Annotated in this window: 10 protein-coding genes; 2 read left to right on the plus strand and 8 right to left on the minus strand. The window is 46.8% G+C overall.

Going from position 1 to position 11730, the window contains the following annotated elements; translation table 11 throughout:
• Window positions 1-330: 330 nt before the first annotated feature.
• The 5 genes from QT987_RS11695 to QT987_RS11715 all read right to left on the minus strand — a co-directional run bounded on the left by QT987_RS11695 (window position 331) and on the right by QT987_RS11715 (window position 5571).
• The gene (locus QT987_RS11695) at window positions 331-2670 is read right to left on the minus strand and encodes a leucine-rich repeat domain-containing protein (protein WP_333239973.1); all 2340 of its coding nucleotides are present in this window, start codon (window positions 2668-2670) and stop codon (window positions 331-333) included.
• 62 nt (window positions 2671-2732) lie between these two features.
• Window positions 2733-3305, minus strand: coding sequence for a hypothetical protein (locus QT987_RS11700; protein ID WP_333239975.1), 573 nt, complete (start codon window positions 3303-3305; stop codon window positions 2733-2735).
• Window positions 3306-3312: 7 nt separating this feature from the next.
• Complete coding sequence (locus tag QT987_RS11705; protein ID WP_333239978.1) at window positions 3313-3747, minus strand: hypothetical protein; 435 nt, start codon at window positions 3745-3747, stop codon at window positions 3313-3315.
• Between the two features lie 45 nt (window positions 3748-3792).
• Window positions 3793-4833, minus strand: coding sequence for an ABC transporter permease (locus QT987_RS11710; protein WP_333239980.1), 1041 nt, complete (start codon window positions 4831-4833; stop codon window positions 3793-3795).
• Between the two features lie 225 nt (window positions 4834-5058).
• Complete coding sequence (locus tag QT987_RS11715) at window positions 5059-5571, minus strand: adenine phosphoribosyltransferase (protein WP_333239982.1); 513 nt, start codon at window positions 5569-5571, stop codon at window positions 5059-5061.
• Window positions 5572-5808: 237 nt separating this feature from the next.
• Between QT987_RS11715 and QT987_RS11720 the strand changes: the two genes are divergently transcribed.
• A complete protein-coding gene (locus QT987_RS11720; RefSeq protein ID WP_333239984.1) occupies window positions 5809-6975 on the plus strand; it encodes a pyridoxal phosphate-dependent aminotransferase in 1167 nt (388 codons plus the stop codon).
• A gap of 120 nt (window positions 6976-7095) precedes the next feature.
• Here the strand turns inward: QT987_RS11720 and QT987_RS11725 are convergent, their stop codons facing one another.
• Both QT987_RS11725 and QT987_RS11730 read right to left on the minus strand, forming a co-directional pair.
• Window positions 7096-7869: an RNA polymerase sigma factor SigF gene (locus tag QT987_RS11725; RefSeq protein ID WP_333239986.1), complete on the minus strand. Its 774-nt coding sequence runs from the start codon at window positions 7867-7869 to the stop codon at window positions 7096-7098.
• A gap of 462 nt (window positions 7870-8331) precedes the next feature.
• The gene (locus QT987_RS11730; protein WP_333053687.1) at window positions 8332-9174 is read right to left on the minus strand and encodes a photosystem II manganese-stabilizing polypeptide; all 843 of its coding nucleotides are present in this window, start codon (window positions 9172-9174) and stop codon (window positions 8332-8334) included.
• A 401-nt stretch (window positions 9175-9575) separates the two neighbouring features.
• Here QT987_RS11730 and QT987_RS11735 point away from each other — a divergent pair, with 401 nt between their 5' ends.
• On the plus strand, window positions 9576-9938 hold the full coding sequence (locus QT987_RS11735; protein ID WP_333239988.1) for a hypothetical protein: 363 nt from the start codon (window positions 9576-9578) through the stop codon (window positions 9936-9938).
• Between the two features lie 67 nt (window positions 9939-10005).
• On the opposite strand, the gene QT987_RS11740 is transcribed toward QT987_RS11735, so the two are convergent.
• Window positions 10006-11676 carry a calcium-binding protein gene (locus tag QT987_RS11740; protein WP_333239990.1) on the minus strand — a complete coding sequence of 557 codons (1671 nt, stop codon included), beginning with the start codon at window positions 11674-11676 and terminating at the stop codon, window positions 10006-10008.
• Window positions 11677-11730 lie beyond the last annotated feature (54 nt).

An 11730-nucleotide genomic window follows, 5' to 3' on the forward strand; every position in this document is an offset into this window, starting at 1 on the left:
GGGGGCTAGGGGGGATCGGATTCTATGCAACCTGATAAAAAATTGGTATAACACGTCTTCTCAGAAAAAACCCGGTTTCTGGCCACCCGTGCGTAAATCCCGATCGAAATAGATGTCTACAGCTAGCCTAGCTCGTTCTTCCAGGAATTGTCATCTCGTTTCTGAAATTAAAACAAGGACATTCTCGATCGCTGAAATTCTTGCTAGTATTAAGTCTTCCTTCTTCCCGATCGCTGATTCGGTATGACATCTGATACGCGCACCCTTTAATCCGTGTATCCGTGTATCCGTGTTAATCCGTGTAGTGCCTTCCTTCTTCCTTCTGCTATATCAAGTCTGCACGGAAAATTCCTCTGGATCAATATCCCAATTTACCCAGCGAATTGCCTCCCTCGCTGATGTCAGGTCAGGCGGCACTCTCAAAGCGTGAATGAATCCCGTACTTGGACAAGTCATTTTTAACAAACAAATCGGCTCGACATCATAGGCGTCATCTATATCATCGGCGTCATCTATTTGTAATAGTGCATATTCCTGCCAACTATCTATTTGTTTTGCTGACAACTCTTGAATTATGCGATCGTAACCAATTCCTTGAATTAACACTCGCCGAACTTCGGCATTCTCTTCTGCTAAAATCCATTGGGATTGCCATTTATTTGGGTGAAATTGACCGTATTGTTCAGGCAATCTGACGCCGTGATAATAGTAAAAATTCCATCCGTCAGCAAACTCGATCGCGGGTTCCCCTTCTGCGTGCAAGCGGTTTTGACTGTCAAAGCGGAGGTGGCGGGGGCGATCGCACGCAAAGCAAATCTTTTCAAAGGGAAATATAAAACCGCAATGCTCGAAAAGCAGCTTTTGGGAGCGAAGTATTTCTTGTGCCTTTTGGGAAAGATTGACGCCTAATGAAGAGATATACCATTCAGTCAAATAGATTTTTTTAACCAAAGTCGTGGGGGTTTCAGGGGATTGGAGGCCGAACAAATAATCGGGAAAAACATTCCCCTTCGTTTTTTCCGATCGCGCATAGCTGCCAACCAATTCGTACATCAGCCCCCTTATTGTGCTGTCTGCTTCGGACTCGATCGTCATGTGAGCGAGATCAGACTCCCACACGCCCGGACTTGTAAATTCTCTCACAATAATCGATGGGGAAATCCATTCCCACTCTAGCTTTTTCCCCAATCTATTGCTGTCCCATTCGTCTGAGCAGTTTGGTGAATGGTCGCGTTTCGGCAAGTTGAAGAGTTGGATATAAGCGTCGCGGGGACTGCTGCAAATAATAACTTCGGGTTGTTCTAGCCCAATAGCGGCATAGGCAACTTTGATGGCTTCTGTAGCTTTTTGAGCATCAATTGGCTTAGTCGAGAGAGTAAGACGTTTCTCTGCGAGTTCGCCTAACACGCACAGAGCGGTAATTTGATTGTACCAGAGCTCCAGTGTTGTCAGATTGGTGAGCGATCGCAAGGCGCTAATGTCGGTAATTTGATTGTTTTCGAGATTCAGTGCTGTCAGATTGGTGAGCGAGCCGAGGAAGCTGATGTCGGTAACTTGATTGTTTTCGAGATTCAGTGCTGTCAGATTGGTGAGCGAGCCGAGGAAGCTGATGTCGGTAATTTGATTGTTTTTGAAATCCAGTGTTGTCAGATTGGTGAGCGATCGCAAGGCGCTGATGTCGGTAATTTGATTGTTTTTGAGATCCAGTTCTGTCAGATTGGTGAGCGAGCCGAGGGAGCTGATGTCGGTACTTTGATTGTAGTTAAGATCCAGTGTTGTCAGATTGGTGAGCGAGCCGAGGGAGCTGATGTCGCTAATTTGATTGTAGCTGAGATCCAGTGTTGTCAGATTGGTGAGCGAGCCGAGGGAGCTGATGTCGCTAATTTGATTGCTTTGGAGATTCAGTGTTATCAAATTGGTGAGCGAGCCGAGGGAGCTGATGTCGCTAATTTGATTGTCGTAGAGATCCAGTGTTGTCAGATTGGTGAGCGAGCCCAGGAAGCTGATGTCGCTAATTTGAGTGTCCCAGATATGGAGTGTTGTCAGATTGGTGAGCGAGCCGAGGAAGCTGATGTCGGTAATTTCATTGCCATAGAGACGCAGTGTTGTCAGATTGGTGAGCGAGCCGAGGAAGCTGAAGTCGCTAATTTGATTGAGGCTGAGATTCAGTGTTGTCAGATTGGTGAGCGAGCCGAGGAAGCTGAAGTCGCTAATTTGATTGTGGTAGAGATTCAGTGTTGTCAGATTGGTGAGCGAGCCGAGAGAGCTGATGTCGCTAATTTGATTGTGGTAGAGATTCAGTGTTGTCAGATTGGTGAGCGAGCCGAGAGAGCTGATGTCGCTAATTCCAGTGCTTTCGAGATTCAGTGTTGTCAGATTGGTGAGCGAGCCGAGGAAGCTGAAGTCGCTAATTTGATTGTTGTAGAGATTCAGTGTTGTCAGATTGGTGAGCGAGGCGAGGGAGCTGATGTCGCTAATTTTATTGCTGCGGAGATCCAGTTCTGTCATGCTTGAAAGTATCTGCTCCGCTGCTTGTGCGTCATCAGTGCCAGCCTTTTTTAACAACACTTTAACTGTGTGCCTTGCCTCTTCTGAAAGACTGTCAATATGCCTGCACCAGTCGGCAAAGCGACTAAAACTCATTGCCTCGTTTGGCTTTTTTTCTGACATAAAACACTCCTAGATGGGGAATGGGGCATCGGGAATGGGGCATGGGAATATTTATCGCACTTTTATGGTAGTTTATCGCGCAGGTCAAGCCAAGTGTTGAGTTTTTCATCTAAAACATATTTATCAGTATCAGAAAGTGCTGCAATAACTTTCAAGCGATTTTTAAGTTTTCTTAACTCGCGAATTTCTGCAATAGGTAGCGTTTTCCAATTAGCTGCTTTTTTTTGGACATCTTCCTGCGACTCTTTGATGTTATCCCAAAACCATTCTAAAATTAAGTTAACATCGAGAACAGGATGATCGGAAATTACTTCCTGTTTTTCTATCATCGCAGCCCGCAACATCATTGAGGAAATCGTAAAAGACTCGCCACTACCTGGTTTTTTCCGATCGGCATCATCGGCTTTGCGATCGTAAATTGCGATCGCAACTTCTGCCCATTTGCGATCGCACAAACCGGAACCATTTTCACCTTTTCGAGCCTTAGCCGAGGCAACATCGGCTAATAATAGCCAGTTAAACCCTTGTGGTTCGGTGGTTTGACCTGAAAATATGTTGTTCGCCCAAATCAGTACAGATTCGGCATTTTGTTCGAGAATGCGATCGAGGGATATTGTCGTAGGAGATTGAGTCATAATTTATCTACTCCACATATTCGATATCAGCATTATTTGTATCAACTCCTTGCTGCCTAAAGGCTGTAATTCCTACTTCTAAGCTCTCTGAAGTTGGTCTAAAATGCCCGCTATGATTGCTGATTGTTAGCAAAATATACAAACCGTTGGTGCCGACAATCTCGGCTTCTCCCGCAGCCAAAACAGGCTGACCGCGAGTTATAACCGTATGGTAAATTTCATTGTTAACATCTAAAAATTTCGGAATTATAAGGAGTTCTAGGTTTGTTGTCACTGCCCATTTGACAGTACCTTCATTAATTATATCGTCAAATCCTGCTTCTCCCACTTTAATGGGTCTGATACCTAACTCATCTGCCGATCGAATTTCATCATTTAGCGTCGCGGGGTACTGATTGGAAAACCGAGGACTAGGAACATTATTTGAAAATGATTGTGTCACAACAGAATTTAACGAGAATCAAATTTACAGTCAAATATGATTCTATCACTTCAAATCTTCCAGCTTAATCCGAGGATCGACAGCTTTCAGCAGCAAATCCGCCAACAAATTCCCCACAATCAACATCGTCGCACCCATCATCAAACTTGCCATTACTAAATACAAATCTTGATTGTTCACCGCCTCCAAAGTCAGCTTTCCCAAACCCGGCCAATTAAAGAAAAATTCCGCAATAAACGCACCGCTCAACAAACTAGCAAACTCAAAACCCAACAGCGTAATCAACGGATTAACAGCATTCCGCAAAGCATGAATGTAAATTACTCGATCGTCCGGCAAACCTTTAGCCCGCGCTGTTCGGATATAATCTTGACGCAGCACGTCCAACAATTGTCCGCGCATCAATCTTTGCAAACCAGCAAAACCAGTAACGCTGAGGGCGACAGTTGGCAAAATTAAGTGCCAGCCGTAATCGAGGATTTGACCCCACCAAGGTAAGTCTGCGTGGTCAATGCTTGTCATTCCTCCGACGGGAAACAGAGGCGAAGTATTTTGAGCAAAAAATAGCAGCAGCAACGCTGTGATAAAGCTGGGAAATCCCTGTCCGGTGTAGCTGACTACTTGCAGAACTCGATCGACTGTGCGGTTTTGATTGACGGCGGCGACTATTCCCAAGGGAATCGCGATCGCCCAAGTTACAATCAAAGATGCGATCGCCATTAATAACGTCGCCGGTACCCGTTCCCACAGCAGCGAAGCTACGGATCGCTGATACACAAAACTCGTGCCAAAATTCCCCCGCGTCACAATTTGTTGCAGCCACAGCCAATACTGCACAATCGCTGGTTTATCTAAGCCGAACTGCTGTTCGAGTTGCTTGAGTGTCTCCGGCGAAATCTTGGGATTTTGGCTCAAAGTATCCAAGTAATTTCCCGGTGCTAGCTCAATAATTGCAAAACAAAGCATCGATGCCAAAAATAGCGTTAAAAGTGCCTGCAACAGTCGCTTGAAAACATAAGTAAATGTCTCGCTGCTAAACAGAGAACTCAACATTCGCCAATTTCGATTCAATTTAATAGAAGTCATAGGATTTTAGATTTTAGATTTTAGATTTTAGATTTGAAGAATTGTGAATGATATTAATTCCGGTTGCATCGGAATGATTTAACCACAGAGAACGCAGAGATCGCAGAGAAAGAGAAGAGAGAAATAAATAATTCCGATGCAAAGGTCAAGGATATTATTTGTCTGTAGTTTTTATTCAACTGTCAGCAGTCAACTGTCAACTGTCAACTGCCAACAGTTAACTAACTAATATTCCACTAGCGTGACGATCGGCACATCGGGCAATTTCTGCCTGCCGCCCAAGGCCTGCAATTCAATGATAAAAGCAAAACCGACAAGCTCGCAGCCAGCTTGCTCTAACAATTTAGCCGTCGCTGCTGCTGTTCCGCCAGTGGCGATTAAATCGTCCACAATCAGCACCCGGCTGCCGGATGTCATCGCATCTTGGTGCATCTCCAGTCGATCGACACCGTACTCCAATTCGTACTCAGCAAAATGAACCGCACCTGGCAGTTTTCCTGGTTTGCGGACAGGAATAAAGCCTATTCCCATTTTATAAGCCAACGGCGCGCCAAAGATGAAGCCCCGCGATTCCATGCCCACCACATAGTCAACAGACATTGCAGAGCATTTTTCCGCTAAGCTGTCAATGGTGTAGCGGAGCCCTTGCGGGTCGCGCAGCAAAGTTGTAATGTCTCGAAACAGAATTCCCGGCTTGGGGAAATCAGGAATGTCGCGAATCAGAGATTTGAGATCCATAAGCTTGCAGATCGGCGTTGAGGGTAACGAGGCATCAAAAATGCTACAATAATAACGTCAAAATTGAAAAATTAAAAAATAAAAATTAAAACTAAGAGCTTTTTTAATTTTTATTCTTTAATTGCTTAATCCTTTACGTACTATGTAAACAAATGTCATAATTCCCTAACAACAGGGTTGAATATCACGATTTGTCGCCCTATGATCTAAAGTCAAAAATCTAATATCTAAAATCCAATGATTAAGTTGGCAGCACGAGTGGGTGAGGTTACTCCTTCTATAACCTTGGCGATCGCCGCTAAGGCTAAAGCTATGAAGGCCGAAGGGATTGATGTCTGTAGTTTGAGTACGGGAGAACCCGACTTTGATACCCCCGAACACATTAAAGCAGCGGCAAAACAAGCTTTAGACGCGGGGAAGACTAAGTACGGCCCTGTGGCTGGGGAACCGCAGTTAAAAGCTGCGATCGCGCGCAAACTCCAATCCGACAACAATCTCAACTATCAACCGGAAAATATCATTGTCACCAACGGCGGCAAGCATTCCCTCTACAATCTGATGATGGCTCTGATCGAGCCGGGAGAGGAAGTAATTATTCCGGCTCCCTACTGGCTAAGCTACCCAGAAATGGTCAAACTCGCTAGCGGCAAGCCAGTAATTGTACGGACTGATGCTTCTACAGGATATAAAATTACACCGGAACTACTGAGTGGAGCGATTACTCCCAAAACCAAGTTATTTGTACTGAATTCGCCTTCTAATCCGACGGGAATGGTGTATACTCCGGCGGAAATCAAAGCATTGGCCGAGGTGATAGTCGATCGAGATATTTTAGTCGTTGCTGACGAGATTTACGAAAAAATTATATATGACGACGCCCAGCACGTCAGCATCGGTTCCCTGGGCAAAGAAATCTTCGATCGCACCCTGATCAGCAGCGGTTTTGCTAAAGCTTACTCGATGACAGGCTGGCGAATCGGTTATTTGGCCGGGCCGATCGAATTAATCAAAGCCACCAACACCATTCAAGGTCACAGTACCTCAAATGTCTGTACCTTTGCACAGTACGGCGCGATCGCAGCTTTGGAAAGCAGTCAAGAGTCTGTCGAAACAATGCGTCTAGCTTTTGCCGAAAGGCGTCAGGTAATATTTGAATTACTCGATGCTGTCCCTGGAATTAGCTGTATTAAACCAGACGGTGCTTTCTATATGTTTGTCAACATCAGCAAGACTGGAATGAATTCTTTGGAATTTTGCGACGCTTTTTTAGAAAAGCAGCAAGTAGCAGTTATTCCGGGGATTGCTTTTGGCGCAGATGACCATATTCGCTTGTCTTACGCTACCGATTTAGGCACCATTAAAAAAGCCGTAGAAAGGCTCGATAAATTTGTCCGCAGCATCTAAAAATTAGTCTGTTGACTGTTAACGGTTAACTGTTAACTGTTAACGGTTGACTGTTAACTGTTAACTGTTCACAACTGACAACTGACAACTGACAACTGACAACCAACAACTGACCAATGACTAAAGCTGTTTAGTCATAATCTCTTTGAGCAAATCCAGCCCCTTCTTAACTCGCCGAGAAACAGTCACCGCACTGATACCCAAGCGTTCAGCCGTTTCCTTCTGAGTCAAATCGTAGAGAAAAACAAACTCCAATATCTCGCGAGTCCGTTGTTCCAACATAGCCAAAGCTTGCTGTACGCGAATTTGATCCTCTTGCGCCAACTGAAAACTCCGATACTTGCTATCGGGTACCAATTCTCCCAGACAAGTCGCCCCCTCGTCTTCATCTTGCATCGGCGCGTCCAAACTCAGAGGCGATCGGTTCAGATGAGCCAGCTTAATTTCGTGCCATTCTTCTACAGAAACCTCAAGGACTGCTGCTACTTCAGCATCCGTAGGCTTGCGGTTTAACTGCACCTGCAAATCCTTGATCGCTCCTACTGATTTGCGTTCCAGGGACTGCCAGTGGCGGGGAAAGCGCACCGAAGGGCTTTTGTCGCGCAAGTAGTGTTGAATTTCGCCCCGAATGTAGGGAATTGCAAAGGAACTAAAAGCGTGTCCCTTGGCGATATCAAACCGCTCGATCGCCCTGATCAACCCAATACATCCGACTTGCAGCAAATCGTCGTAGCTTTCACCGCACTGGTTGAGCCAGTGGTAAACTTCTTTTCTGACCAGTCCAACATTCAGTTTAACTAACTGATTGCGGATTTCATTCGATCCAGAAAGTTGGTACTCGCGCAACAATTGCAAATTTTCGCTTTTTAGCTCGTTCGGCACTGTGGTAGACATGGTGACATAAGGGTTGGTAGAGCAGAGGACTGAAGTTGCTTTATATCTAGTTTCCAATCTAGTCTAAAAAAATTCACTTTTAGGTAGTGTAATCCTAGCACTTAATCGGTGTGATAGCGGACACACCCGTTTAACTTTCCGAAGGTGCAGGGATTTAGCTGAATTATCCGAAGGTTTTCCGCATAAGGCAGAACTTTATCAGGTAGAAGACCTTCGACACAAGCCCGAATTAAACCGGGATTTTGCCCAAGTATATTATAATCTGAAAGCGGTTTGAATACAATACTTTAATTAATTAAAAATCCCAACTTAATAACTTGCGAATGACCACAATTCAACCATAAATTTAGTCATTAGTCAACAGTCCTAAGTTATATTGCTCAAGACTGTTGGCTAATGAAGGGCGAGCAGGAGCTTTACGGTCAGAAACTGCTCAAGTTCGATCGATCCTGAAAGCCAATTTTATGACACAGAAGGCTCAATGCGAGCGTAAAACAAACCCCGAATTTTCACGTCAAGAGCCGGTCTAGCTCCCAAATCAGTATCAGAAGGCTGCGTGCTCTCAAAAATCCCGCCAACTTCGCCTGTGGCGCTGTTGACTTTAGCAACTTGGAGAGAAATTTTGCCGGCCTTGGTGCGAGTGTCAGCAACCTTAACATTAGCCCGCACCCGTTTGGAATTGTCACTAGCCGGAAGCGCTACAGCATTGTCGTAGCCAGTCGATACCCCGCGAGCTTTAGGGTCTAAAAAGCCTGCGCTGCGGTAAGAAGGAACGTTAAACTCCCCTCTCAAATCGGTGGAAGTATTGATAGCAACCACTCCGGGTTCGGAACTTGCCACTAGCTGTTTAATGGTAAACAAGAAAGGTACTTGCTCTCCGCCCGGTAATTGAATCGTAATAGCTTGAAAATCCAAGCCGTCTTCTTCTGTGAAAGTCAGAGTTCCATCAGTACCGACCTTGAGCGTACCTTGAACTTGGTCAATGCTCGACGTGAACCGGGTCAGCAATTTACCAGGCACAAATTCCGCTTCTTGGCGTTTGTTTGCTGGTTCTTCCTTCACAAAATAAGTTGTGGGCTGCAAACACAAACCAGTCAGTTTATAGGTGGCGCCCGCTTCGATGGGGATCGATCCCCGAGAAGTTTCTGCCAAGCTAGGGCAGTTATTAGCCAAGCCAGTACCTCTAATCTGGTCGTAGGTGAGCAACTCAGTAGTTGCCACCGTCGTGTCAGAAGCAGAAGAACAAGCAACCAGCGCACTCATGCAAAAAGCTAAAAGTGCAACAATTAAAGCACGATATTTCATTGCAAACCTCAATATCCAACATCGGATTATATTAAGAAAAAGCCCTAGTTCGAGCAAAATATAATTGCCCGCCGGCAGGCTAGGCCAGCGCTTAGGGTAGCATTTAGATCCTGATCCCTCGCTTCACCGAGACCGGCATTGACTCAAAAAATCAAGCTAGTGCGCCGTGAAAATAAGCATGAACTTATGATTTCTCAATCATGTTCGGATCGCAGCCCAATACACATGGTACGACGGGTTGTGCTCTTTTCCTGACTTGGACTGCAAATTAATATTGCTTAAGTCAACCTACTTAAGTTACTTTGCTTATGACCCCGAATGGCGATCGCGACTAGCTCGATTAGTCGGTTGACCAAAAGGCTGGGGACAAAGGCCTTGTAGATTTCAAAGGAAGCAGCAGTATGGACAACGGCAAAGATTTAGAGTCAGAAAAGTTGCAGTCTCAAATGCAATCGCTGACAGAGGCGATTCGGACTTTAGGCGAAAGTTGTCAGGGAGACAGTCTGCTGCTTTTGGCCCTGCTGCGGAGGCTGGAAGCTTCGCACCGGGAAATTCGGGACGGTTTGTTTCAAGCGTCTTTTCCCGACAACCGCCAAGCACTTTACAAACTGCTCAGGAATATTGAAGCCAATGGCGGCTGGCCTTACATCCACCGCATGAAACTTCGATCGCTCTTGGAGTATAGCCAACAATTATCTCCCCTAGAAGATTCTCCAGCCGAGTCGCCACAAGACTCGGCCGAAACTCCCCAGGACGTTAAATAGTTTTGAGTTATGAGTTTAGTGAGTTTTACATTAACTCATAACTCATCACTAAACTGCGCGATCGCACCTACAACCCGAAAGGTGGAGGGACAGGTGTAGGAAAAGGTATCAGGTTCGGCACCGTCGGGAATATCGGCGTCTGGCCCGGCATTGGCAATAGTCCGGGAGTCGGAGTCGGGGCCAGAGAACTCATTGACACCAGAGGCGAATCATCAGGCGGGCTAACTGTCGGTGCAGTAGGAATCCTCGCAGCAGTTGGCGTCGGAGTCGGAGTCGGTGCTGCTGTGGGAGTCGGAGTCGGTGCTGCTGTGGGAGTCGGAGTCGGCGCTGCTGTGGGAGTCGGAGTCGGCGCTGCTGTGGGAGTCGGAGTCGGTGCTTCCGTGGGAGTCGGAGTCGGTGCTTCCGTGAGAGTAGGCGTCGCTTCGTCCGTGGGAGTTGGAGTCGGTGCTTCCGTGGGAGTTGGAGTCGGTGCTTCCGTGGGAGTTGGAGACGGAGTTGGAAGTGATTCTGTAGTTGAAGTTTGAGGTTGAGTTGGATCTGTAATTGTGCTTGTAACTGTAGTTGTAGTGGTAGTTGTAATGGTGGTTGGCCTGGGAGTAGCCGTCCCAGTCACAGCGATAAAATCATTCGCCTCGATCAGCGCCGCCGGAGTGTCGATCAAAATTGCTAAAAGCTTGCCGTCAAGTGTCGTAATTACTGTATCCCTGACATTTGCACCGTTGCCTTGGGTAACTAGCAGTTGAGCGAAAGATAAATTGCTCGGCAGTCCAAAGAAATCCTCTGTGTCATTGTAATCAGTAATTAAAGCCAGACTGCCAGGCCCGGCTCCCAATCCAAAAACATCGCTGCCGCTGCCGCCAGTCAGAGTATCCGAACCCTCACCTCCGATTAAAGAATCATTACCCTCTGCTCCAAATAAATTGTCATTGCCGAAACCGCCCAAAATTGTATCGTCGCCGATACCTCCAGCCAAGGAGTCATCGCCAAAACCGCCGTCGATACCATCATTACCTTTGCCACCAAACAAAAAGTCATTGCCTTCATCTCCCAGTACCGAGTCGTCGGCTTCATCGCCGCGAAGGGTATCGGAACCGCTGCCACCAAAAACTGTATCGTCAGCCTTGCCGCCGAATATCTGGTCATTACCAGCATCTCCGAAGAGCGAATCGTTGTCGGCATTGCCGTACAAAGTGTCGTCGCCGTCGCCGCCAGTCAAATAATCGTTGCCCTCAGCGCCCAACATTTGATCTCTACCACTGCCGCCGTTGAGAGAATCGTTCCCCGCATTCCCGTAGAGAAAGTCGTCATCAGCATTGCCGAACACGGAATCGTCGCCGTCACCCCCTGTGAGGGTGTCGTTCCCAGTACCGCCGGCAATCACATCAAAGCCTGCGTTGCCAAAAACTAAGTCGTCCCCGGCGTCTCCCAACACGCTGTCTATCCCGTCGTTGCCTTCGAGGATGTCGTTGCCCAAACCGCCACGAATCGAGTCGTCGCCGTTTCCGCCGGAAGCAAAATCGCGGCCTTGGTTGCCAATAAGTTCGTCATTTCCTTCACCGCCAATCAGCGAATCTGCTCCGTCACCTCCCAGAAGCTGGTCGTTGCCGCCGTCGCCCTCTAGGGTGTCATCTCCTCCCGCACCCAGGGCCGTGTCATCGCCATCTAAGCCGCGAATTCGATCGCTCAGCGGAGTTCCTAGAATAAAGTCGTTGCTGTCTGTGCCGATCAGATTTGCCATACGGGATACACCGCTCCTAAATCCAATAAATTGTTTGAAATTATGTTAATCGCC

The sequence above is a fragment of the Microcoleus sp. SVA1B4 genome, from assembly GCF_036700545.1.
In the GTDB taxonomy this organism is placed as follows: domain Bacteria; phylum Cyanobacteriota; class Cyanobacteriia; order Cyanobacteriales; family Microcoleaceae; genus Microcoleus.

Bases quoted from the DNA above. Each gene is read 5' to 3' on its own strand.
- QT987_RS11695 (WP_333239973.1), bottom strand. From the start codon at position 2,670: ATGTCAGAAAAAAAGCCAAACGAGGCAATGAGTTTTAGTCGCTTTGCC.
- QT987_RS11700 (WP_333239975.1), bottom strand. From the start codon at position 3,305: ATGACTCAATCTCCTACGACAATATCCCTCGATCGCATTCTCGAACAA.
- QT987_RS11710 (WP_333239980.1), bottom strand. From the start codon at position 4,833: ATGACTTCTATTAAATTGAATCGAAATTGGCGAATGTTGAGTTCTCTG.
- QT987_RS11715 (WP_333239982.1), bottom strand. From the start codon at position 5,571: ATGGATCTCAAATCTCTGATTCGCGACATTCCTGATTTCCCCAAGCCG.
- QT987_RS11720 (WP_333239984.1), top strand. From the start codon at position 5,809: ATGATTAAGTTGGCAGCACGAGTGGGTGAGGTTACTCCTTCTATAACC.
- QT987_RS11725 (WP_333239986.1), bottom strand. From the start codon at position 7,869: ATGTCTACCACAGTGCCGAACGAGCTAAAAAGCGAAAATTTGCAATTG.
- QT987_RS11730 (WP_333053687.1), bottom strand. From the start codon at position 9,174: ATGAAATATCGTGCTTTAATTGTTGCACTTTTAGCTTTTTGCATGAGT.
- QT987_RS11735 (WP_333239988.1), top strand. From the start codon at position 9,576: ATGGACAACGGCAAAGATTTAGAGTCAGAAAAGTTGCAGTCTCAAATG.
- QT987_RS11740 (WP_333239990.1), bottom strand. From the start codon at position 11,676: ATGGCAAATCTGATCGGCACAGACAGCAACGACTTTATTCTAGGAACT.